The following is a 22,706-nucleotide window of genomic DNA, read 5'->3' as shown; positions in this document are numbered from 1 at the left end:
CGCCCAAATATCAATCCAGCAAAAGCCAGACCAGGTAAACCAACAATCAGGACAAACCCAACCGTCAAAAAACCAAAACAAACCAGGCAATAAAGCCCAATCCGCCAAAGAGAAACTCAATCACTTCTCTCTAATTCCGTCAACGATCGCAGCTCTAAAGCCGCCTAGCTTATGGGCGCATTCGGCAACCGCCAGCGGCGCCCCGCCCTCGTTGTGTCGGTATATAGACCCCACATAACAAAACTGTCAACACCGATTTTGAAGTTATTATGAAAAATATGACAAAGCCTATGAATCTGGCTTCGGCACACATTATAGGCCAGGAGTACGTCTGACCTTGTGGATAAACACCAAGGTCACAAACATGCCCGATTTGCCCCATAGCGCTCCTTCACGGCATGGCAGTGATCCATACAATGGGAGTTAAGGACGCATTGCGTTGACACAGCGATCTTACGGGGGCAAAACTGCGACCGAATGAAAATACCAGGCAAGGCCAGATGGCCAATACGCTGATCTTCTCGCAAAGCCTTTAATCTTCTAAATGACGACAGGTTCGACACGTAATCGTATGAATGAGTATGAGGGGCATTCTCTAATCGATCCGGGCAATGAGCCTCCGCTGATTACAGACGGTCGCCGGGGGCCGCCGGATAGGCGTGAGGTTTCAGCTCGTTGGCTTGCGGGCACGTTTTTAACCGGCATCACATCAAGTATGCTTATCGGTGTTGCACTTTTTGCTGCCCTTGACGGACGGGAACAGCTGGCCACACCCCCAGAGCTTATGGCGCGCAACGCAATGCCGAGTGCCAATAATAGCGATGTGGTGAAGGGTGCCCGCGTGGCAGCAACCACGCCTGTGCAGAAAAACCGAGACCGCAGGCGCCTTGATATATCGACCATGTTTAAAGAGGGTGAACGCGATGTTATCCGCACAATGCCCTTTGAACTCGTTCATATAGCGCTCGCAGATGTTCATAATACCAATCGCAGATACCCTTCATTCAACCCGTTGAACGTGTTTGCCGAAGCGAATGCCAACACTGATCCCATTCCGCGAACCGGTTTGATCTATGGTGCCAAAGTTGAGAGCGAAGTCAGCCTGCGAACCCTGGACTTTCCGTTAGCCACCGCCCAATACGATCCCTCTGACGATCTGAGCGTCGATGAGGTTGAAGAGGTTGTCCGAAATACCGGCGCACTACTTTCCGATGGCGCCATTCAGGTTGCCTCACTTCATTATGTGGATCCATTGCGCTTTGGCTCGGACGAGGACCCCTACAATCTGCGCAGCCCGCTCGCGGTCAAGATTATTCAAGAAAATGTCAGTGTATCGCCTCGAATGGCCGAGGACGCTGTGAGCGCTGGATATTCGGAGGAGCTCATTCCATTCCGGCGAGATAATGACGTACTCACTGCACTCAGCGATGCTGGCTATGAAGGCAGCGACGCGGCAGGCATGGCCGGCGCGATCTCAAAGCTGCTTAATTCCACGCGGTTGAAAGCGGGAAGCGTATTGCGGCTCGGTATTGAATCTGAAAATAACACCGACCGGATCATTCGTGCCAGCGTCTATAATCGTTCGACCCACATTCTCACGATCGCTCTCAATGATCGTGAGCAATATGTTCCTGCAGACGAACCGGAAATGACACCTGGGCTTCAAGTCGCATTTGACGATAGCCCTCCCCTTATGCGCCGCGCGGAAGATCTGCCAACGGTCTATGATGGCATATATAGAGCAGGGCTGGCATACGGTATGACCGACACGATGATCCAGCAGCTCATTAGAATGCTGGCCTCCGACGTTGATTTTCAGGCTCAGCTATCGCCAACCGACCAGTTGGAAGCATTATTCTCTTTGCCTACAGGGTCCGAGAAAGCCGACGAGCAGTCTGAAATTCTTTATGTAGCGGCTAATTTTGGCGGTGATCTGAAAAAGTTTTATCGGTTCCATAATGATGATGGCACCACCGATTACTACGACGAGAATGGCAAGAGCTCTAAACAGTTCCTGCTACGCAAACCTGTTCCCAACGGTGTTTTCCGGTCGCCTTTTGGGATGCGACGTCATCCGATTTTGGGTTATTCGCGCATGCATACCGGCGTTGACTGGTCGGCGCCGCGCGGTACTGCAATTATTGCATCAGGCAATGGCGTTGTGGAGCGGGCTGGATGGACTAACGGCTACGGCAATCAGACCTTGATTCGTCATTCCAATGGTTATGAAAGCAGCTATTCCCATCAAAACGCCATAGCGAATGGTGTGACACCTGGCGCCAAAGTCCGGCAAGGACAGGTCATCGGCTATGTCGGTTCAACCGGGCTCTCGACCGGTCCGCATCTGCATTATGAAGTAATCGTGAATGGGTCGAAAGTCGATCCAATGCGTATACGCCTCCCAAGTGGCGGTGAGCTTCGCGGGGATGATCTTGTGGCGTTCAAACGTGAACGCGAGCGAATCGATCAACTCATCCAGGACGATGGAACACCCCCGACCAAGGTTGCGGCCAGCGGCTGATCCTATTCTTGAAACTCCACTGTCACGCCTTTTTGCACGAGCTTTGACAGTTCGGTTGCGTCCCAATTGGTAAGACGCACGCAACCATGGCTGTTTGTCTTGCCGATTTTGGAAGGCTCCGGCGTTCCATGGATGCCATAAGTCGGCTTTGATAGCGCGATCCAAACCGTTCCCACGGGGCCATTAGGGCCCGGCGGAATCGTCAGCACCTTGTCATTTTCGCCCTGCTTGAAGTTCAGCTTTGGATTATACGTATAGTTGGGATTGAGTGCGATGCGCTCAACTTGAACGATACCAGAGGGCGAAGGCGTGTCTGTTGATCCGATTGTTGCTGGATAAGCCACAACCAGCTTGCCCTCAGCATTATAGCCGCGCACCTGTTTGCGCCCCTTGTCGGCAATGATCTTGGTTACGGCTCCACCAGCACTCTGTCCCGTATTGGCAACCTGAATTATTACCCCAGGCGTATTGAAATCAATTCCGGGATTAATCTCTTTCAGATAGTTCTCATCCATATGGAATCGTTCTGCCAGCAATTCCGTCACGGACGTAAACGCCATACGCTCAAGCTGTGCCTTGTGAGCATAGTCTTCGGGAATGGAAGCCACATAAGGATAGGCCGCATCCTCCGACGAGATCGTATAGGATGTGAAAGCGGGACCGCCGGTTTGTTCCAGCGAAGCATTGATTCCCTCTTCATTCAAAGGATCAAACTGCTGTCCTGTCATTTCTTCAAACGCAGAGACGGCTTTATCCACATTACCGCCCTTATGGCCATCGATGACACCGGGTGAAACGCCGATCCGGTCAAGCAGGACCTGAATTGCCGCAATCTTCGCCTTGGCGCCCTGCCCCTTTGGCAACTCTACAGTCGGAGCGGGATTGGGATGAGCCGGTATTTGCTCCAGAGGTGCATTGCTCAGCCCATCTGACGGGAAATCGGGATCGAACAGATTGGGGTCGGATGGTTGCAAACCCGGCTCGCTGTTGGCGGGCGGCAAAGGCTCACGGGAAACACTTCCATAATCCCGCTCGGAGGGACCAGATGATGGCCCTCCATAGAGATCATTGGGAATTGCGCCGGTATCGTAAGGATCTTGTGGGGCTTCGGGAAAATAGTCCGGGCTCTGACCATATTGATCGTTCTGCGGCTCCTCCACGGATACAATCCGGCCACGGCGATCTACGGTAACCCGGCGACCATATTCATCAAAGTAGGAGCGGAATGCTTCGCGGCGTGGACGGCGCTCTTGAGGCTCGAACAATTGAGCGACTTCAAAGGATTTCTGATTGCCCGCATGCGCGGAAGGTCCAGCAGCAGCTATTCCCACGCCCAATGCGCTCGCTGATGCAGCGAGCAATATCTTCACCAACGAACCGCGATAGAACGTCATTCCTGAGTTTCCGATTTCTCTAATAACCTGTCATTAATCATAAAATGACGCGTTTTCATGTCTTTATGGTTAATGCCATTAATAATCGTCGCATTTATCGGATGAACGAGACATGAAAATGGCCGCCATGTGGCGGCCATTTTGTTGTCGTGCTCAAGCTGGCTATGCGGCTTCATTGCCCTCAATAACCGGGTTCCCTTTCGAAGCCTTGAAATTGAGCCGGTCCGATCCGGACGTAATCTTGACTGTCGAACCATCCAGTATTTCGCCGAGGAGAATTTTCTCCGCCAGCGGGTCCTGTACCTGCTTTTGGATGACGCGCTTCAACGGACGCGCACCATAAGCAGGATCGTAACCCTTGTCGGCGAGCCAGTTCGTGGCTTCATCGTCGATTTTCAGAACAATCTTCCGATCCGCAAGAAGGGACTGCAAACGTTGGAGCTGGATCGCAACGATGGTTCCCATTTCCATGCGCTTCAGACGGTGGAACAGAATCACCTCATCCACGCGGTTGAGGAATTCCGGTCTGAACGAGGCTTTGACCACATTCATCACATCCTCGCGCACTTCTTCAACATCCTGATCTTCACCCAGCGAAACAAGGTATTCCGCACCAAGATTGGACGTCATAATGATCAGCGTGTTGCGGAAATCGACTGTGCGGCCCTGTCCATCGGTCAGACGACCATCATCGAGAACCTGAAGCAGTACGTTGAACACATCAGGATGCGCTTTTTCGATCTCATCGAAAAGAATGACCTGATAGGGACGACGGCGAACTGCCTCGGTCAAAGCCCCACCTTCTTCATAACCAACATAACCGGGGGGCGCTCCGATCAAACGAGCCACCGAGTGCTTTTCCATATATTCCGACATGTCGAGACGAACCATTGCCGTTTCATCGGAAAACAGGAAAGAAGCCAGCGATTTTGTCAGTTCTGTTTTACCGACACCTGTCGGTCCGAGGAAAATGAACGAGCCAATAGGCCTGTTCGGATCCTGCAAACCTGCACGAGCACGACGCACCGCTCTGGATACAGCTTGCACCGCCTCGCCCTGTCCGACTACCCGCTTGGCGAGTTCATCTTCCATGCGAAGCAGTTTGTCGCGCTCGCCCTCCAGCATCCGGTCAACCGGAATGCCCGTCCAGCGGGAAACAACCTGTGCAATATGATCCGGCGTGACGATCTCCTCGACCATAGAGGTCGAACCATCATTCTTCTCCGACTCCGCCAGTTGTTTTTCCAACTGCGGAATCGTGCCATAGGCAAGCTCACCGGCCTTCTGGAATTCGCCATTGCGCTGTGCCGATGCCAATGCATTGCGTGCATCATCGAGCTGACGTTTAAGATCGGCTGCCAGACCAAGCTTCTGCTTTTCTGCCTGCCACGTATTGGTTATTCCGGTCGATTGCTCTTCCAGATCGACAAGCTCTTTTTCCAATCTTTCAAGACGGTCGCGAGAGGCATTGTCGGTTTCAACCTTCAAAGCTTCGCGTTCAATCTTCAATTGCATAATGCGCCTGTCGATTTCATCCAGCTCTTCAGGCTTGGAATCCACCTGCATGCGAAGACGCGCAGCGCCCTCGTCAATGAGATCGATGGCCTTGTCCGGCAAGAACCGGTCCGTGATATAGCGATTTGAAAGCGTGGCAGCTGCGACAAGTGCCGAATCAGAAATCCGCACCTTATGATGCTGCTCGTATTTTTCCTTCAAGCCGCGAAGAATCGAGATCGTATCTTCGACAGTTGGCTCATCCACGAAGACGGGCTGGAAGCGCCGGGCAAGGGCCGGATCTTTTTCCACATGCTTACGGTACTCATCAAGCGTGGTGGCGCCAACGCAATGGAGTTCACCGCGGGCAAGAGCTGGCTTTAGCAGGTTCGATGCATCCATCGCACCTTCGCTTTTACCGGCGCCAACAAGCGTGTGCATCTCATCGATAAACAGGATGATATCGCCATTTGCGGACGTGACTTCGGATAGAACACCCTTCAGGCGCTCTTCGAATTCACCGCGATATTTTGCACCCGCGATCAGTGAACCCATATCAAGGGCCATCAACTGCTTGTCCTTGAGAGATTCAGGTACATCACCATTGATGATACGCAGCGCCAGTCCCTCGGCGATAGCTGTTTTACCAACGCCAGGTTCACCGATAAGCACCGGATTGTTCTTGGTACGGCGCGACAAAACCTGAATTGTCCGGCGAATTTCATCATCGCGGCCAATAACAGGGTCGAGTTTGCCTGCCCGCGCATCCGCGGTCAGATCGCGCGCATATTTCTTCAAGGCGTCATAGCTGTTTTCCGCTGAAGCCGAGTCTGCGGTTCGACCTTTGCGGATATCATTGATAACCGCATTGAGGCCCGCAGCCGTAACGCCAGCACGGCTCAATATTTCAGAGGTCTTGGACGACTTTTCGATCGCCATGGCCGTCAGCAGCCGCTCAACGGTCACGAAGCTGTCGCCCGCTTTCTGCGCCACTTCTTCGGCTGTAGCAAAAACTTTAGCCAGCGGCTGGGCAAGGTAGAGCTGGCCATTGCCGCCAGTTACTTTGGGCAAAGCGTCCAGTGCCGCCTGCAATCCGAGGCGCACATCTGCAATTCGTCCGCCTGCCCTTTCAATCAAGGATGCAGCAAGACCCTCTTCGTCATCGACCAGAACTTTCAACAGATGCTCTGGCGTGAATTGCTGGTTGTTGGACGATAGGGCAAAAGTTTGCGCGGACTGAATGAAGCCGCGAACCCGTTCGGTATATTTTTCAATGTTCATTCTTGTCTCCTTTTACCGAGCAACCCGATTTCGGCATTGCCTGGCGTGTTGGTGACGGATCCCCTGCAACGAGGCAGATCCATTCGCTCGATGCTGATATGGGAATATTATCCCCGGCGTACAAGGCCGGATTTTCTGCTTTTCTGACGCCTCAAATCTAGCATGTATGCCTCTCCCTTGCCACGCCCGCTTTCGCGTCTGGCTATTGAGGTGGTGGGAAAGACGGGCGGTCATCGAAGCGCATCTTTGTAGTAAATCAAGCGATCCGAAGACCGCCCGTCCGGCGATTTTGCATTCTGCCCGTTCCGCTTGGGAGGCCTCGGTGCCGGGGAATGCCATTTGCGACACGCCATGCGTCACCTACTCGCCCCTTAAAGTGCTCGTCCAGCACGCGCCGTTCCTAGTAACGGCAGGGGAACCCTTGGACAGAACGTCCCCGGATGGCGGGTCCGTAACCCGCCATCGGAGGCGCCCATCCTTCCCCAAACTTCGAACGGCTCCGGAAGCTGTTTCCCGCGGGAAGGACAGGAGCAGAATAATTCAGCTGCAAAGCTGTTGGATAAGTTTTTGGAAGATTATTTTTGGAAGCCTGATTTGCACGAACCAAATGCGCCCTTCGACAAGCTCAGGATGAGGGAGGTGGGTTGATTGCAGGGAGCCATATTCTGGAGCGCCGAAGGTTACCTGTGCAGTTTGCCAATCTTCCTCATGGTGAGCTTGTCGAACCACGCATTACATCAAATGCAGTCAACAAACCCTCTCAGAATGAGCATCCTGAGCTAGTCGAAGGGCGAACCATCCACCAGCCCAACCGCCGCTCAATAAAAAACGCCACCCGCAGATTTCCCTGCGGGTGGCGCATCATTCAATTCAATCAGATCAAACGTCAGATTCGACCGCAGCGCGACGCTTTTTGACTTCAGCCACAATACTGGCTGGAGAAAGATCGGACGCCGCTTCTGGTGCGCTTGCCGCAGCAGCATTGTCTTCAGTTACACGTGGACGAGCAGGTCTGCGACCACGCGGTGAACGGCGGGTGGCTGGCTTTGCCTCTGTAGCTTCTTCCGGAGCAGTAGCAACGGCTTCAACTTCCTGGCTTTGAGCAGGTTGCGCCTGTGGCTGACGCTGGCTGACAGTGTCATCATCATAAGCGACCTCGGCAGGTGTACCCTCGATCACCGGTTGAGGACCACTGCCATTGATCGGCTGATGCATCACGCGCTCAGGGCGTTCACGGCGTTCCGGGCGCTCCTGCCTTTCATGGCGCGGCTGGCGCTCCTGACGGTCTTGACGCTCTGGTCGTTCTTGACGCTCGGCGCGATCCTGACGTTCAGGGCGTTCCTGCAATTCCTGCTCGTTATTGCCGGTATTGTTGCCGTCGTCTTCATAATTATTTTCGTCATCCTGTTCCTGATCATCGCGATCGTCGCGCTGATACTGAACGGGTGCCGCAGCCTGTGCAGCCATGATGATTCGATTGTAGTGTTCTGCATGCTGAAGATAATTTTCAGCCATAACGCGATCACCCGCGCTTTGTGCATCACGTGCAAGAGTCGTGTATTTTTCTGCTACGTGTTGAGCATTTCCCCGAATTTTTACGTCAGGACCGTTGCTCTCATAGTTACGGGAAAGTGGGTTAGGACCTTTGCTGCGGTTATTGTTGTTACCGCGTCCGCGCATGCGCCTATTCTGCTGTACTGGCCTCATACTTATCTCTTTTCAGAAAATCAGGGGGCGCTCATTTGCTCAACATTTCGAGTCAAAAAGCTTCGCTTCTCAAGTGCCGATCTGAAGCGCGCCCCGCGCTTCAATCGCATCCAAAGTTCATAAAACTTTTGTGCTACCCCAAGAACCATTTCTCCAAAACAAAAGTATGGAGAAATCAAACCCCCGGAAATTTGCGTATCAATTATCTTGATAGGCAGAACCAGAGTTGTTCGGTTTCGAGCGGTAACTGGAAACTAGCGGGCTTCGCCGCAAATTCCAAGCCTTTTTTCATTATTTTTCGATTGTTGTGAACAAGAGGGCCCGTTCATGCCCCCCGAAATCCTGCTTCACACCCTTCAGAATGAAATTTTTGATGCGGAAAATGGCCTCGATTTCGTCTCGCTGCCCCGCCCCGATTTCGACAGCGACAGCGCCCCCCGGACGCAGATAGCCGCGGGCATCGGCAGCGATGATCCGGTAGGGTTCCAGCCCATCCGCGCCCCCATCAAGCGCCCGGACAGGATCATGGAGAACAACTTCCCTTTGCAACTGCGCAATATCACCTGTACGGATATAGGGCGGATTGGAAATAATCATGTCATATGAACCGGTTAGCTCGGAAAACCAGTTGGATAACAGCGCGGCAAAGCGCGAAGAAGTTCCGCAAAGCACCGCATTGTCGCGCGCAGTGGCGAGTGCATCGACCGATATATCGACGCCCACAGCACGCAATTGCTGCAACTGATCGAGCAGCGAAAGGGCAATCGCTCCGGTTCCTGTCCCAAGGTCAACAAGGTCAACGACGCTTTGGGCAGAGATGCGTTCTTGCAGGAAGGGTAAAGCCAGTTCCACCAGCGCTTCCGTGTCAGGACGTGGTTCGAGCGTTTCTGTGGAAAGGCTTAACTCAATACCGAAGAATGCCCGCTTGCCGATAATGCGATGCACGGATTCACCATTGATTCGGCGGGCAAGAACGGCACTGAGAGCTTCATATTCCCGCTGGCTGAGCTTGCGATTCGGGTTGCGGATCACTTCCAGCCTGTCACAACCGGTAATCCATTCAAGCAAAAGCCGCGCATCAAGCTCCGCGGATTCGATTCCAGCTTCAGCGAGAGAGGCACGTGCGCCCCGCAGAACGTTCATCAAATGATGGCTGTGATCAGAAGCCGTCATTCATCTGTGCCAGCAAAGCCGTTTGGTAATCGGAAATCAGCGCACCGATCAACTCATCCAGATCGCCTTCCATGATGCGGTCCAGCTTATAAAGCGTCAGGTTGATCCGATGATCCGTGACCCGCCCTTGCGGGAAATTATAGGTGCGGATGCGCTCGGAACGGTCGCCGGAACCGACCTGGCTGCGCCGCGCTTCCGAGCGCTCACTGTCCGCCTTCTGCCGTTGCATGTCGAACAGGCGCGACCGCAGCACCTGCATGGCGCGGGCACGATTCTGGTGCTGTGACTTTTCCGCCTGCACGACGACAATTCCGGATGGGATATGGGTAATGCGCACGGCCGAGTCAGTTGTATTGACGTGCTGTCCACCCGAACCCGATGCACGCATCGTATCGATCCGGATATCGTCGGGGCGGATATCGATATCGATCTCCTCGGCCTCCGGCAATACGGCGACCGTTGCCGCTGACGTATGGATACGTCCGCTGGCTTCAGTATCCGGAACACGCTGAACACGGTGGACACCGGATTCGAATTTCAGCTTGGCGAACACGCCCTTGCCAGAAACCATGGCGATAACTTCTTTGTAACCGCCAGCTTCACCCTCGCTGGCCGAGATCAGCTCCACCCGCCAGCCATTGGCGGATGCATAACGTTCATACATGCGGAAGAGATCGCCGCCAAAGAGCGCTGCTTCCGAACCGCCGGTGCCCGCACGAATTTCAAGGATGGCGTTGCGCTCATCGGCAACATCCCTGGGCAAAAGCAGAACCTGAATATCTTTCTCAAGCTCTTCAATGCGCGCTTCGATTTCCGGCAATTCCGCTTCCGCAAGCTCGCGCATGTCGCGGTCGGTCGACGCATCGTCCAGCATTGCCTGTAAATCGGCCGCTTCGCTGCGGGCGGCAAGAAAATCGCGGATTTTGAAGACGACCGGCTCAAGCTCGGAATATTCCGAAGCGAGCTTCACATAGGTTTCGGAATCGGGATTGCTCGCCATCTGCGTTTCCATCATCGAAAAACGCTTCAGCAGCTGATCCATGCGATCCTGCGGAATAGACATCAGATTAGCCTCACAGTGATATGCCTGCCCGCTCTGCAAATTTGGTCAGGACGTGGCGCAGCGAGCCGGTATCGCCATGATTGTTCATTGCATCCGTCAGTTGTGTCTCAAGCTCGCTGACATCAAGCGAACCGAGCATTGCCTTGATCGGCCCGATGGAAGCGGGCGACATCGAAATCGAGCGGAACCCAAGGCCGAGAAGCGCGAGCGCTGAAATCGGCTTGCCAGCCATTTCGCCGCAAAGCGTGACGTCCGTATTGTTGCGAATGCCTGCTTCGACGATCTGACGAAGCACGCGCAGGAACGGTACGGAAAGATTATCGAAACGGTTGGTGATGATCGAATTGCCCCGATCAACTGCCATGACGAACTGGAACAGATCGTTGGAGCCGACAGAAACAAAATCGACAACTGTCATCAGCTCGTCAAGCTGCCACAGCAAGGAAGGCACTTCCACCATGGCGCCGATCTTGACCCGCGTCGGCAAATTATGGGCAAAGCGGGAAAGATGCTGCACCTCACGATTGATCAACTCACTCGCTTTGCGCACTTCTGCGATTTCAGTGACCATGGGCAGCATGAGGCGCAGTTCACGCCCGCCAGCCGCTTTCAACAAGGCGCGAACCTGTGTGCGCAGCAGGCCCGGACGGTCAAGCGTCAGGCGGATGGCTCGCCAGCCCAGCGCCGGATTTTCCTCTTTGGTTTCGCTGCGGAAATAGGGCAGCACCTTGTCGCCGCCAATATCAAGCGTACGGAAAGTCACCGGCTTGTCGCCCGCTGCCTCAAGCACAGAGCGATAGAGACGCTCCTGCTGCTCGGCGCGCGGGAAAGTCGATGCAACCATGAATTGCAATTCGGTCCGGAACAGGCCAATTCCGGCAGCGCCTGCCTCAACCAGTTGTGGCAGATCCACGAGCAGACCGGCATTCATCAGCAATGTGATCGGCACGCCGTCCTTGGTTACCGACGGGCGGTCACGCAGTTCGCGATAAAGCGCCTGACGCTTGGCGCGGAATTTCACCTTTTCGGAATAGGCCGCTTCCACATCGGACTGTGGCCGCAAATGCACTTTGCCGTCATCGCCGTCTACAATGATCGCATCATTGTTTTCGGCCATGGACACCACGCCCTTGACCTGTCCGGCAACGGGAATACCCATGGCACGGGCAACGATCACCACATGGCTCGTCGCCGCACCATCTTCCAGAACGAGACCCCGCAGGCGTTCGCGCGGATAATCCAAGAGCTCGGCAGCGCCCATGGAGCGCGCAACGATAATCGCATCTTTGGCCAGCGATCCCGCCATGGTCTTCACATCGCGGCCCATCAATTGGCGCAGCAGCCGATTGGCGAGGTCATCAAAATCGCTCAGCCGCTCACGCATATAGGGGTCGGTCAGATGCATCATGCGCGCACGAGTGTCGCTCTGGACTTTTTCGACTGCCGCTTCTGCGGTCAATCCATTGCGAATCGCTTCTTCCAGACGCCGCACCCAGCCATTATCATGGGCAAACATGCGGTAAGCTTCCAGCACCTCGCGGTGCTCGCCTTCAAATGCCACATCGCGGCGTGACAGCATGTCATCAATGGATACACGCAATGACCCCAGCGAGCTTTCAAGCCGGTCTATCTCCGTGTCGATATCTTCATTGAACAGGTTGGTCACGACGATACGTGGCTCATGCAGCACAACATGGCCAAGACCAACGCCATCATTAAACGCACTGCCGGCAAAGCTCATCGGCTTGCCCATGTCGAGTTCAACACCCGGACGCGCCAACCGTGTAAGACTTCCCGCTGCGACCATCTCGGCCAGCACCATGGCCGTGGTTTCCAGCGCCTCTATCTCATCCTCGCGGTAGACCCGCTTCGTCCTGTTCTGGACGACGAGAACGCCGAGCGTGCGCCCTGCCCGCAGGATCGGTACACCGAGGAATGAGTTGTAAATCTCTTCGCCTGTTTCCGGCAGATAGGCGAATGCCGGATGGGTCTGCGCATCGGTAAGGTTCAAAGGACGCGCGCTCGCAGCAATCGTACCGACAAGACCTTGCCCGAGACGCAATTGCGCCAGATGAACAGCAGAAGGATTCAGGCCTTCTGTTGCATAGAGTTCCAGCACGCCGTCGGAGCGCAGCACGTAAAACGAGCACACTTCCGCAACCATGTTCTGCGCGATATCGCGAACAATGCGGTCAAGCCTCTCTTGTGGCTCAAGAGCCTCCGCCATCAATTCGCGGAGCCGCTTCAGCATGACACGAGGGCCGGTTGTCTGCTCGCGCGTGGGCACCATTTGCTCCATAGCATTTATTGGCAAAGCCGGAATGACTTTGCCAATGTGAACTTTAGATCATCTTAGTCGGCAGAAATACCGGCAAACAGAATCTCTTCTGTCAATGCTTATCCAGACCGTAGACAGAATGCAAAGTGCGTACTGCAAGTTCTGCGTATGGGCCGTCAATTAGAATGGAAATCTTGATTTCCGATGTGGTGATAGCACGGATGTTGATGCCCTTGTCAGCAAGCGCACGGAAGGCCGTTGCCGCAACACCCGCATGGCTGCGCATGCCGATGCCGATAACCGACACTTTGACCATACCGGCTTCCGACTGGATAATATCACAGCCGATTTCGGCTTTGACCTTCTCCAGTACCGCCAGCGCCTTATCAAGATCACCCGATGGAACGGTGAACGTCATATCCGTCTTGGTGCCATCTTCCGATACGTTCTGAACGATCATATCCACATTGATGTGGGCCTCAGCAAGCGGGCCGAAAATACCTGCCGAAATACCTGGACGATCCGCAACGCGGCGAAGCGATATCTGTGCTTCATCCTTGGCATAGGCAATTCCTGTGACAACCTGCTGTTCCACGATTTCTTCCTCGTCGCAAATAAGAGTACCGGGCGGATTGATCAGATCACCCATGCCCGGTGCATCGGGGTCTTCAAAACTGGACCTGACAAATGTGCGCACTTTATGCACCATGGCAAGCTCAACGGACCTGACCTGTAGAACTTTCGCACCGAGTGAAGCCATTTCCAACATTTCTTCAAATGAAATGCGCGAAAGGCGGCGCGCCTTGGGTTCAACCCGCGGGTCAGTGGTATAAACGCCATCGACATCCGTATAGATATCGCACCGATCTGCTTTGACTGCCGCCGCAATGGCAACAGCACTCGTGTCCGAGCCGCCGCGTCCAAGCGTCGATATCCGATTGTCGGGGCCGATGCCCTGAAACCCGGCAATCACCGCGACCTGACCTTCTTTGAAGCGCTCGATCAGGAAAGAACCGTCAATATCGGTGATGCGGGCAGCGCCATGCGCATTGTCTGTCCTGATCGGTATCTGCCAACCCTGCCAGGAACGCGCATGAACACCCATTGCCTGCAAGGCGATTGCCAGAAGACCGGCGGTCACCTGCTCGCCTGAAGCAACAATCGCATCATATTCGCGCGCATCGTGCATGGGCGAAGCTTGACGGGTCCAAGCGACGAGTTCGTTGGTTTTTCCTGCCATGGCCGAGACGACGACTGCGACTTCGTGACCGGCATCGACTTCACGTTTGACATGCCGGGCCACATTACGGATGCGGTCGATATCGGCCACCGAAGTGCCACCGAATTTCATCACAATGCGAGCCATGGGAATTACCGTTCTAGAAAGGCCTGAAATTAATTTGGAAGAGAACCCGTCAAATGAACAGGTTCCACGCCAGTTGAATGGGGCCTCCCATAACCAAATTATGACATAACTGCAAGAACGCGGGACGATTTGCGCCTTGACATTTTTTGCATGAACAGGCCACTCGACAGGAAGAGCAAAGGATAAGGCTATGGCCCAGGCAGAACGCAGTACAATTGATGCCGCAGAAGTCGAGCGCTTTTCGCGCATGGCTGCTGAATGGTGGAACCCTCAAGGCAAGTTCCGCCCGTTGCACAAATTCAATCCGACGCGTCTTGCTTATATCAAGGAAAAAGTCTGCGCCCACTATAATCTCGACCCGAACAGCCCCCTGCCGTTCAAAGGTCTGCGCTTTCTCGATATTGGCTGCGGTGGCGGACTGCTCTGCGAACCTATGGCGCGGCTTGGCGCGACAGTCGTGGGCGCCGATGCTGGCGAGACCAATATTGAAGTTGCCAAAATTCATGCCGCCCAAAGTGGCCTCGATATTGATTACCGGGCGACCACAGCAGAAGCGCTGGCTGAAGCCGGAGAAAAATTCGATGTTGTTCTCAACATGGAGGTTGTCGAGCACGTGGCGGACGTAGATCTCTACATGTCCGCCTGTTCGCAAATGGTCAAACCGGGCGGCATGACCTTCGTCGCCACGATCAACCGGACATTGAAAGCCCTTGGCCTTGCCATTTTCGGTGCCGAATATGTCTTGCGCTGGTTGCCGCGCGGAACCCATCAATATGAAAAGCTCGTGCGTCCGGAAGAGCTGGAAACTGCTCTGGTGGCTGCTGGGCTAACTGTTACCGAGAAAGTCGGCGTGAGCTATAATCCCTTTGCCGATAGCTGGAACCGCTCAACTGATACCGATGTGAATTACATGGTGCTGGCTGTTCGGGAGTAATGACAGTTAAACGATGTCGTCTAACGACACGTTGAGTATCTCCGCGATATGCTTCATTACCGACAAGCTGCCATCTTTTTTACCAGTTTCGATTTCCGACAGATAGGCAGCGCTTATCCCTGCTTCAGCGGCCAGTTTCCGGGCTGACATTTTTCTGTATTGCCGCCAGACACGAAGCGGGTTTTCGCCATCAAGAATCCTGTTGGCAAACTCCGCGGGAACACGCTCTTCATCACCAGATGCAAGCTGAGCCTTGAAGCGATCAAAAGCAGCCACATCGTGAACCATTTCGCTGACTGTCATTCTAACCCGCCTTCGCTGCCATCAGTTGCGCCTTTGTCGTCATGGCAACGCCAACGGTAATAACAGCAGCGCCAAGCCATGTGCTCAGCCCATATGTTTCCCCCAGAAACAGCGTTCCCGCCAACAAGGCCACTGCTGCCCCGACATACCCTATCTGGCTGAGGTAAACCGGGCCACCCACCGCTTGCAGCCGGAAATAGAGTGCGAACATGCAGGTGGAGGCAAGAATCTGCGCCAATACCAGCCATGGCACTTCGGCCAGAGGCGCAACCGGGAAACCGCCGGTCATGAGCAGAATAGCGGGAACAAGCATGATCGCCGTCACAATATGGCTTCCTGCCGCCAGTTCCGTCGGATCAGCACCTTTGGGCCAATCAATGGTGCGATAAACATTTCCCAAGGCCAGAAGAACCGGAATCAACAGGCCGATTATGACCCAAAATGGTTCGGCGGGCTGCCCCACCTGACCGCGTGTAAAACCAACGATGACGGCACCGATAAAGCCCACCAATATGCCGAAAAGCCCCAGCATGCTCGGCCGCTTCAACTTGAACAGGATGGAAAGCATCAGCGTGAAAACAGGCGAGAGCGTGTACATAATGCCCGTATAGCCTGATCCGAGATGCGGTATGGCCGAAAGTGTCATGACATTGGGCACTGCGTAGGAGATGAATGCGGCGATCAGATAGTAGCGCACCATATGGGCGTCCAACCGTGGGCGTTTTCCCATGAGCAGAAAGGCGATCAGCAGCACTGTTCCTGCGCCGGTTGAGATCACAAAGGCCCACAAGGCTGGGTTTATACCAGCGGCGAATGCCAGTTTACCGAAAGGCAGCGTCAGCCCGAGAAAACCCCCTGTTAAAAGCAGCAACAGGGGTGCGGAATTCAAAAATTGCATGGAAATTCACCCGGACGGTCAGAATCGACCTCCGCACAATAGTCCTTAGTCAAATCAGATCAATTGCGATCTTCAGGAAACACGGGAAGCGGCATGACATCCACTCCATCTTCCAGCAAGGCTTCTACATCTTCAGGAGTTGCCTCGCCATAAATGCCGCGCGCCTCGGCCTCGCCAAAATGAATTTTGCGTGCCTGTTCGGCAAACTCTGTGCCAACATAATCCGCATTCTCGCGGACCTTTTTGACCATTTCTTTCATTTCCTTGGCCATCTCGCTCATGGCAATGGCAATCTTTTCTTTTTGCCTGCCGGTCGAGACCGAAGGCGCCATCAAAGCTTTACCAACCTTGTGCGAGCCGCATGACGGGCAGGTTACAAAACCTTTATCGACTTGAGAATCGAAGTCGTCATTGCTGCGGAACCAGCCTTCGAAGTCGTGGTCTTGGTCGCAATGAAGAGAAAAACGGATCATGACGCGTCTGCCAGTCTCTCGCTCTGGCCGTCATTTTCAACAAGCACGCCGAACGGGCGAGCATTCTTCAGGTTCGGTACCTTGGCACGGGCAGCGGAACTCAATGCCGGATCAATATCAGCAACGATGACAGCTGGATCGGCATGTGCGGCTTCGGCCAGGACCTCACCCCAAGGCGCGACAATAATCGAATGGCCAAATGTCTCACGGCCATCTTCATGCACGCCGCCTTGCGCGGCGGAAATCATGAAAGCACCATTTTCGATGGCGCGTGCGCGTTGAAGGACATTCCAGTGGGCTTCGCCGGTCTGGCGTGTAAACGCAGCGGGTGCCGTTAAGACCGACGCTCCAGCCAATGCCTGTGCACGGAACAGTTGCGGGAACCTCACATCATAGCAGATTGCGAGACCCAACTTGGCGAATGGCAAATCAAGAACCACCGTATCACTGCCGGGCGAATAGACGGCGGATTCGCGCCAGCTTTCGCCATTATCCAGATCGACATCGAACATGTGGATTTTATCGTAGCGGGTGAGGATATTTCCGTCCGGCCCGAAGAAGAAGGCACGATTGGCAATCTTGCCATCCTCAAGCGCAATGGCAGTGGACCCTATATGAAGGTGAATCTTGTGCTGTGCTGCCAGCTCGGAGGCGGTACGTACGATGATGTCATCGCTTTCGGCCTTCAATACACTGGTTAGTGCTTTGCGGTCCCGTTGCAATGCGCCCGTCATCTCAGGAGTTTGCACATAGACCGCGCCCTTGCCAACAGCATCGGCAACGTAGCCAACGAGATCGGCAGCATTGCGCTGCGGATCGACACCCGAGCGCATCTGGATAGCAGCAGCACGAAATACACTCATTCCACTGTCCTTAAACGAGTTCACCGGTTTTCAGGAGTCCGTCGAGACGGCCTTGCCTTTCCAGCGCGTACAGATCATCACAACCACCCACATGGGTCTTGCCGATGAAAACCTGCGGAAATGTCGTGCGCCCATTGGCGCGGGCCAGCATTTCCTGCCGTGCATTTGGCTCAACAGTGGCGTTGTGCTCGACAAAGGCTACACCCTTTTCCTTAAGCAAGCCAACAGCCGCTGTGCAAAAGCCACAGCCATTACGCGTATAGATTGTCACATCGACCATCATGATACTCCAATTTTTTCCTTATATAGTCGTGAAACCCTGACGGGAAAAGGCCCGTTCATTGCGTGAAAGCCAGATTAATGGGTCCTGACCCTAGACAGACAATTCGTCTCCCATAACCCTGCCAAAGGTCAATACATCTACACTCTTCGCCCCGCCACGCATGAGCGTGCGTGATGCGGCCTTAACCGTCGCGCCTGTTGTGTAGACATCATCAATCAGAAGGACATTGCGCCCTCGAACCTTTATCTCCTGCGCCGCTGGCACTTTAAAGGCGCCGCGAACATTCGTCATGCGCTCGTTTGGACCGAGCCCCACCTGTTGTCTTGTTTTCCTGATGCGTTTGAGGGCGTCGGGCTCAAAGGGCTTGTTGCTGATGCCCGCCAGATGGCGGGCGAGCTCTGCCGACTGGTTGAAACGGCGCAACCAGAAACGCCGCGCATGCAGTGGTACCGGCACGATAACGTCACAATCATCAATCAGCTCGCGCCCTGCCCGCGCCATCCACCCGGCCATCCAGCGACTCAAATCGGTGCGATCATTATACTTGAGCCGATGCACCATATCGCGAATGACGCCATCATAGATTGCAACCGCACGGGCACGGGCGAAGGGCGGCATATCCGCAATCGCTTCCGCCGAAAGAATTTCCGAACCCAGATCATGGCTGAAAGGCGTCCCAAGCACCGGGCAATAGGGTTTTTCGATAAATCTGACTTTGGACCAGCATGTTCCGCACAGGGAGCCAGGCTCAGCAACATGCCTGTCACATCCGGCGCAGACAGGCGGGAAAAGCACATCAAACAATTCACGGGCGGCGGACCGCGTGAACACGCCAAGGCTGGTGCGTATATTTTTCCCGATAGTTTTCATTGCAATTCATGTCCAGGCAACGCATCTACCGGGCAACTATACATTCATCAGAGAAATTCGGAATGGATCGGCATCAGGTCTTCGATCGAACTTTAGTCCTACAAAGAAGATTGCGTGCGCTCAAGCAGCACGGGAATTCTGCCGACTTTCTGCTCATGCGCGCCGCTGACGACCTCGAAGAGCGTCTATCGGCTGTCGAGCGCCAGTTCGATGTTGCGGTTGACATTGCCAGCCATACAGATCTTGCAGCAGAGGCGCTGCAACGCTCAGGCAAGGCTTCGACTATTATACGCATTGAAGAGGCCGCGCCGTTCCTGACAACCGCGTTTCCTGCGATCATTGCCGATCAGGAAATATTGCCACTGAAAGCCGCAAGCATTGATCTTGCCGTTTCCTTACTGTCTCTACATCTGACGAATGATACGCCGGGAACTTTGCTGCAGATACGACGTGCATTAAAACCGGATGGGCTGTTTCTCGGCGCCATGGCCGGTGAGAACACCTTGACCGAACTGCGCGAATGTCTGATCGCCACCGAGAGCGAAATCAGCGGGGGCGTATCACCGCGGGTAGCCCCCTTTGCCGATGTGCGTGATGTCGGCGGGCTGTTGCAACGGGCCGGGTTCACATTGCCCGTCACGGACATTGAAACCTATACGGTGCGATATGATAATCTTTTCGCTCTGATGCGTGATCTGCGCGCCATGGGCGTTCAAAACAGCCTTTTCGGGCGCTCCCGCAAGCCATTGACACGAAAATTCTTCATGCGGGCAGCGGAAATCTATGCCGAGCGCTTCAGTGATCCTGATGGGCGCATCCGCGCGACATTTTCGTTCATATGGATGTCTGGCTGGGCGGCACATGAATCGCAGCAGAAGCCGCTCAAACCAGGCTCCGCGAAAGCTTCGCTGGCAGATTTCCTCAAAGAAGCTGAAAAAGATTAACAGTCGCCTGTTTTCGTACCATCGCTCTTGAGAATGCAAACCGAATTTGGCGTGCTTTGCAGCACGCTGCGGCGAACCGTATAGGTCGATGGGTCAGCTTTCCTGATTGATCCAGTCTGGATTTCGTCCAGCGAGCGGCCTGCCGAATAATCCACAACAGCCTGACTGCCTCGATTGGCAAGCGGGGCTATTATCAGCGCCAGCGCAACGGCAGCAGAGCCAAACAGCAATGTAATCCGCAGGATTCCCCCAGCCGCACCGGACAAACCACCGGCTCGCATCGTCAGATCATCATCGATGTAATCGTTTTTGCGCGCCATAAACCACCTGAAAAATGCGCCTCAAGAATGTTTAAAAGTCGCTTATTCAGGTGAAGGATCGATTAACCGTTAGAGTTAACGGGCAAGAATACATCTTAAAATTGTATAAAATTACAGAAGATCGATCAAAAACGGGATAAGCGGAATATCGGCGGGCGGCATGGGGTAGTCGCGCATGTCTTTGGGACGCACCCATTTGAGTGCCTGCCCCTCCATTGACCGCGGTATGCCCTCGTAACGGCGGCAGATGAACAGCGGCATGAGAAGATGGAATTTCTCATAAGTATGGCTGGCGAATGTCAGAGGCGCGAGACATGAAGGCTTAACCGTAATCCCGAGCTCTTCGTGCAATTCTCTGATTAGGCTGGCTTCCGGCGTCTCGTTCGGCTCAACCTTGCCTCCGGGAAACTCCCATAGGCCGGCCAGCGACTTTCCTTCCGGACGCTGCGTCAGCAATACCCTGCCATCGCTATCAACCAAAGCGCATGCAGTCACCAGCAGAATCGGGAGCATTTTGTCAGTCATGTTCTGCCCGCCAATAAGCGTATCGGTAAGTTTCTTTGAATCCCATGGATTGGTAAAGGGCGATAGCGCCTGCATTACTGGCTTCGACCTGAAGCCATGTCTTGCGGGCACCTTGGAGAACAGCCCACTTCAGCGCCGTTTTTACAATGGCCCGGCCATGTCCGCGGCGACGCTGGTTCTTGACAGTTTCAATACCAAAGAGCCCAGCCATGGCTCCATCGCATACGCAAATTGCGGTTGAAACAGGCACATCGGCATCTTCAACGACAAACAGACCCTTTACGGGTCTAATCGCGCTCACCACATCAATCAGCCCCTGCCTCAGTTTGTTTGCCTCGCCTTGCACCTGCAAGGACGCGTCGACAAACCGAACGATATCGGCCAGAGGGTCCAGATCAATAGCGTCAGAAAGATCGACCTCTGCCAAATCAGCAATCATCACCAGCGATTCGTCGAATCGTGTCCATCCGGATTGTTCCAGATATGATTCAAGTTTTTGCGGGGCCAATGGAGAAAGCCTGAATATAAGCTCCCGACCGGAGGCCCGAAACCGCTCTGCTGCTGCGGCTATACGTTGTTCAATATTGTCCGTATCACCCGGATCAAGCGGGTTGACCGAGTTTAGCCGTTTTGCAGGATGAGTTGCCGTTATGCGGATGCTCCAGCTTCCGTCGTAATGTACGGATGAAGCTGGCCACGCCCGGAAACCCAGCGCCTCAAGCTGTCTGACTTGCGTTAAAGCGATTGGCATCAGCTGCGATAATCACCGTTGATCGCCACATATTCCTTCGTCAGATCGCAAGTCCAGACTGTGGCTTTGCCTTTGCCAAGACCGATATCGACACGAATTTGGATATCTTCGTTCTTCATATAGGCCGAAGTTGCTGCTTCCGAATAATCGGGATCGCGCTCGCCTTCACGGGCAACGCGGATGTCGCCGAACCAGATTGCCAAAAGATCGCGGTCCGCAGGTTCACCAGCCTTACCCACAGCCATGACAATGCGGCCCCAATTGGCGTCCTCGCCAGCGGCGGCTGTCTTGACCAGCGGCGAATTTGCGATGGACAAAGCTATCCGCTTCGCCGATTTGTCTGATTTTGCTCCGGTAACTGTAATTTCCAGCATCTTGCGGGCACCCTCGCCATCCCGCACAACCTGCAAAGCCAGATTTTTGAGGATACGCTCCAAAGCCTTTTCAAAGGGCTTGAGGCGCTTGTCTTTCAGCTTGGTGACGGGCGCGGCACCGCGCTCGGCAGCCGAACCGGTCGCGAAAAGCAGCAAAGTGTCCGACGTTGATGTATCACTGTCGACAGTTACTGAATTGAAGCTCTTGCCAACCGCCTTGGAAAGAAGTTCCTGCAAAACATCAGAAGCGATGGGGGCATCTGTCGCAACAAATGACAACATGGTTGCCATGTCCGGCGCGATCATGCCTGCGCCTTTGGCGATACCGTTGATCGTGACCGGAACACCACCAAGCAGAACGGTTTCCGTGGCGACTTTCGGGAATGTATCCGTTGTCATGATCGCACTGGCGGCATCCTGCCAGCAATCCGGCATTGCCTGCTTTGACATATCACCAAGCAAGTGGCTGAATTTCCCGGCATCAAGCGGCTCACCGATGACGCCGGTGGACGCAAGGAATATTTCACCAGGCTTGCAACCAACAGCTTTAGCGGCAGCAGCGGCAGTGATCTTGGTTGATTCCTTACCCTTTTTGCCAGTGAATGCGTTGGCATTGCCCGAATTGACAATAACGGCGCGCGCATAACCGCCCTTCAAGCTGGATCGGCAGAAATCCACCGCCGCAGAGGGACATTTCGAGCGGGTGAAAACACCGGCAACAGCCGCAGGCTTGTCGAAAACCATCATCACAACGTCGGTTCGGCCTTTATATTTTATGCCTGCCTCAGCCGTCGCAATCCTGACCCCCTGAATCTCAGGCATTGCAGGGAAATGTTTGGGAGCAAGGGGCGAAACCGCTGTGGACATCTACAACCTCGAAGATGGGAAAGA

General features: G+C 54.3%; 20 protein-coding genes. 3 read left to right on the top strand and 17 right to left on the bottom strand.

Annotated elements, in window-relative coordinates; all coding sequences use genetic code 11:
* The first annotated feature begins 544 nt into the window (after window positions 1-544).
* A complete protein-coding gene (locus ACYJL1_RS05555; protein WP_460897417.1) occupies window positions 545-2,521 on the top strand; it encodes a M23 family metallopeptidase in 1,977 nt (658 codons plus the stop codon).
* A 2-nt stretch (window positions 2,522-2,523) separates the two neighbouring features.
* On the opposite strand, the gene ACYJL1_RS05550 is transcribed toward ACYJL1_RS05555, so the two are convergent.
* From ACYJL1_RS05550 to ACYJL1_RS05520, 7 genes are all read right to left on the bottom strand, one after another.
* A complete protein-coding gene (locus ACYJL1_RS05550) occupies window positions 2,524-3,915 on the bottom strand; it encodes a L,D-transpeptidase (protein ID WP_460897416.1) in 1,392 nt (463 codons plus the stop codon).
* 162 nt (window positions 3,916-4,077) lie between these two features.
* Window positions 4,078-6,690, bottom strand: a complete 2,613-nt coding sequence (gene clpB, locus ACYJL1_RS05545; RefSeq protein ID WP_460897415.1) for an ATP-dependent chaperone ClpB — start codon at window positions 6,688-6,690, stop codon at window positions 4,078-4,080.
* Window positions 6,691-7,569: 879 nt separating this feature from the next.
* Window positions 7,570-8,397, bottom strand: a complete 828-nt coding sequence (locus tag ACYJL1_RS05540) for a DUF4167 domain-containing protein (protein ID WP_460897414.1) — start codon at window positions 8,395-8,397, stop codon at window positions 7,570-7,572.
* Between the two features lie 291 nt (window positions 8,398-8,688).
* Complete coding sequence (gene prmC / locus ACYJL1_RS05535) at window positions 8,689-9,570, bottom strand: peptide chain release factor N(5)-glutamine methyltransferase (protein ID WP_460897413.1); 882 nt, start codon at window positions 9,568-9,570, stop codon at window positions 8,689-8,691.
* The gene (prfA, locus tag ACYJL1_RS05530) at window positions 9,557-10,636 is read right to left on the bottom strand and encodes a peptide chain release factor 1 (RefSeq protein ID WP_460897943.1); all 1,080 of its coding nucleotides are present in this window, start codon (window positions 10,634-10,636) and stop codon (window positions 9,557-9,559) included. The genes prmC and prfA overlap by 14 nt, the downstream gene beginning before the upstream one ends.
* A 7-nt stretch (window positions 10,637-10,643) precedes the next feature.
* Window positions 10,644-12,923 carry a phosphoenolpyruvate--protein phosphotransferase gene (ptsP, locus tag ACYJL1_RS05525; protein WP_460897412.1) on the bottom strand — a complete coding sequence of 760 codons (2,280 nt, stop codon included), beginning with the start codon at window positions 12,921-12,923 and terminating at the stop codon, window positions 10,644-10,646.
* Window positions 12,924-13,023: 100 nt separating this feature from the next.
* Window positions 13,024-14,277, bottom strand: a complete 1,254-nt coding sequence (locus tag ACYJL1_RS05520; protein WP_460897411.1) for an aspartate kinase — start codon at window positions 14,275-14,277, stop codon at window positions 13,024-13,026.
* A gap of 190 nt (window positions 14,278-14,467) precedes the next feature.
* On the opposite strand from ACYJL1_RS05520, the gene ubiG reads away from it, so the two are divergent.
* Window positions 14,468-15,211, top strand: coding sequence for a bifunctional 2-polyprenyl-6-hydroxyphenol methylase/3-demethylubiquinol 3-O-methyltransferase UbiG (ubiG, locus tag ACYJL1_RS05515; protein WP_460897410.1), 744 nt, complete (start codon window positions 14,468-14,470; stop codon window positions 15,209-15,211).
* Between the two features lie 6 nt (window positions 15,212-15,217).
* Here the strand turns inward: ubiG and ACYJL1_RS05510 are convergent, their stop codons facing one another.
* The 6 genes from ACYJL1_RS05510 to ACYJL1_RS05485 form a co-directional block, all read right to left on the bottom strand.
* Window positions 15,218-15,514 (bottom strand): helix-turn-helix domain-containing protein, encoded by a 297-nt coding sequence (locus ACYJL1_RS05510; protein WP_460897409.1) that lies wholly within the window; start codon window positions 15,512-15,514, stop codon window positions 15,218-15,220.
* Between the two features lies 1 nt (window position 15,515).
* Complete coding sequence (locus ACYJL1_RS05505) at window positions 15,516-16,412, bottom strand: DMT family transporter (RefSeq protein ID WP_460897408.1); 897 nt, start codon at window positions 16,410-16,412, stop codon at window positions 15,516-15,518.
* A 59-nt stretch (window positions 16,413-16,471) separates the two neighbouring features.
* Entirely contained in the window at window positions 16,472-16,885 is a 414-nt protein-coding gene (locus ACYJL1_RS05500; protein ID WP_460897407.1) for a DUF1178 family protein, read from the bottom strand.
* Complete coding sequence (locus tag ACYJL1_RS05495) at window positions 16,882-17,748, bottom strand: carbon-nitrogen hydrolase family protein (protein WP_460897406.1); 867 nt, start codon at window positions 17,746-17,748, stop codon at window positions 16,882-16,884. Before ACYJL1_RS05495 ends, ACYJL1_RS05500 begins: the two co-directional genes overlap by 4 nt.
* A gap of 10 nt (window positions 17,749-17,758) precedes the next feature.
* A complete protein-coding gene (gene grxC / locus ACYJL1_RS05490) occupies window positions 17,759-18,028 on the bottom strand; it encodes a glutaredoxin 3 (protein WP_460897942.1) in 270 nt (89 codons plus the stop codon).
* Between the two features lie 93 nt (window positions 18,029-18,121).
* The gene (locus ACYJL1_RS05485; protein WP_460897405.1) at window positions 18,122-18,901 is read right to left on the bottom strand and encodes a ComF family protein; all 780 of its coding nucleotides are present in this window, start codon (window positions 18,899-18,901) and stop codon (window positions 18,122-18,124) included.
* Between the two features lie 62 nt (window positions 18,902-18,963).
* On the opposite strand from ACYJL1_RS05485, the gene ACYJL1_RS05480 reads away from it, so the two are divergent.
* Window positions 18,964-19,845, top strand: coding sequence for a methyltransferase domain-containing protein (locus tag ACYJL1_RS05480; RefSeq protein WP_460897404.1), 882 nt, complete (start codon window positions 18,964-18,966; stop codon window positions 19,843-19,845).
* Here the strand turns inward: ACYJL1_RS05480 and ACYJL1_RS05475 are convergent.
* From ACYJL1_RS05475 to argJ, 4 genes are all read right to left on the bottom strand, one after another.
* Window positions 19,842-20,165, bottom strand: a complete 324-nt coding sequence (locus tag ACYJL1_RS05475) for a hypothetical protein (protein WP_460897403.1) — start codon at window positions 20,163-20,165, stop codon at window positions 19,842-19,844. The genes ACYJL1_RS05480 and ACYJL1_RS05475 overlap by 4 nt on opposite strands.
* A 111-nt stretch (window positions 20,166-20,276) precedes the next feature.
* Entirely contained in the window at window positions 20,277-20,690 is a 414-nt protein-coding gene (locus tag ACYJL1_RS05470) for a (deoxy)nucleoside triphosphate pyrophosphohydrolase (RefSeq protein WP_460897402.1), read from the bottom strand.
* Window positions 20,683-21,441 carry a GNAT family N-acetyltransferase gene (locus ACYJL1_RS05465; RefSeq protein WP_460897401.1) on the bottom strand — a complete coding sequence of 253 codons (759 nt, stop codon included), beginning with the start codon at window positions 21,439-21,441 and terminating at the stop codon, window positions 20,683-20,685. The genes ACYJL1_RS05470 and ACYJL1_RS05465 overlap by 8 nt, the downstream gene beginning before the upstream one ends.
* Window positions 21,441-22,682 (bottom strand): bifunctional glutamate N-acetyltransferase/amino-acid acetyltransferase ArgJ, encoded by a 1,242-nt coding sequence (gene argJ, locus ACYJL1_RS05460; RefSeq protein WP_460897400.1) that lies wholly within the window; start codon window positions 22,680-22,682, stop codon window positions 21,441-21,443. Before argJ ends, ACYJL1_RS05465 begins: the two co-directional genes overlap by 1 nt.
* Window positions 22,683-22,706: the final 24 nt, after the last annotated feature.

This window comes from Phyllobacterium sp. K27, assembly GCF_054796155.1.
The sequence above is the reverse complement of the archived record's forward strand: the minus strand, read 5'-3'. Positions and strand labels throughout refer to the sequence as shown.

Bases quoted from the DNA above. Each gene is read 5' to 3' on its own strand.
- ACYJL1_RS05540 (WP_460897414.1), bottom strand. From the start codon at position 8,397: ATGAGGCCAGTACAGCAGAATAGGCGCATGCGCGGACGCGGTAACAAC.
- ACYJL1_RS05520 (WP_460897411.1), bottom strand. From the start codon at position 14,277: ATGGCTCGCATTGTGATGAAATTCGGTGGCACTTCGGTGGCCGATATC.
- ACYJL1_RS05495 (WP_460897406.1), bottom strand. From the start codon at position 17,748: ATGAGTGTATTTCGTGCTGCTGCTATCCAGATGCGCTCGGGTGTCGAT.
- ACYJL1_RS05470 (WP_460897402.1), bottom strand. From the start codon at position 20,690: ATGACTGACAAAATGCTCCCGATTCTGCTGGTGACTGCATGCGCTTTG.
- ACYJL1_RS05510 (WP_460897409.1), bottom strand. From the start codon at position 15,514: ATGACAGTCAGCGAAATGGTTCACGATGTGGCTGCTTTTGATCGCTTC.
- ptsP (WP_460897412.1), bottom strand. From the start codon at position 12,923: ATGGTGCCCACGCGCGAGCAGACAACCGGCCCTCGTGTCATGCTGAAG.
- ACYJL1_RS05465 (WP_460897401.1), bottom strand. From the start codon at position 21,441: ATGCCAATCGCTTTAACGCAAGTCAGACAGCTTGAGGCGCTGGGTTTC.
- ACYJL1_RS05555 (WP_460897417.1), top strand. From the start codon at position 545: ATGACGACAGGTTCGACACGTAATCGTATGAATGAGTATGAGGGGCAT.
- clpB (WP_460897415.1), bottom strand. From the start codon at position 6,690: ATGAACATTGAAAAATATACCGAACGGGTTCGCGGCTTCATTCAGTCC.
- ACYJL1_RS05475 (WP_460897403.1), bottom strand. From the start codon at position 20,165: ATGGCGCGCAAAAACGATTACATCGATGATGATCTGACGATGCGAGCC.
- ACYJL1_RS05505 (WP_460897408.1), bottom strand. From the start codon at position 16,412: ATGCAATTTTTGAATTCCGCACCCCTGTTGCTGCTTTTAACAGGGGGT.
- prmC (WP_460897413.1), bottom strand. From the start codon at position 9,570: ATGACGGCTTCTGATCACAGCCATCATTTGATGAACGTTCTGCGGGGC.
- argJ (WP_460897400.1), bottom strand. From the start codon at position 22,682: ATGTCCACAGCGGTTTCGCCCCTTGCTCCCAAACATTTCCCTGCAATG.
- grxC (WP_460897942.1), bottom strand. From the start codon at position 18,028: ATGGTCGATGTGACAATCTATACGCGTAATGGCTGTGGCTTTTGCACA.
- ACYJL1_RS05550 (WP_460897416.1), bottom strand. From the start codon at position 3,915: ATGACGTTCTATCGCGGTTCGTTGGTGAAGATATTGCTCGCTGCATCA.
- ACYJL1_RS05500 (WP_460897407.1), bottom strand. From the start codon at position 16,885: ATGATCCGTTTTTCTCTTCATTGCGACCAAGACCACGACTTCGAAGGC.
- ACYJL1_RS05480 (WP_460897404.1), top strand. From the start codon at position 18,964: ATGGATCGGCATCAGGTCTTCGATCGAACTTTAGTCCTACAAAGAAGA.
- ACYJL1_RS05485 (WP_460897405.1), bottom strand. From the start codon at position 18,901: ATGAAAACTATCGGGAAAAATATACGCACCAGCCTTGGCGTGTTCACG.
- ubiG (WP_460897410.1), top strand. From the start codon at position 14,468: ATGGCCCAGGCAGAACGCAGTACAATTGATGCCGCAGAAGTCGAGCGC.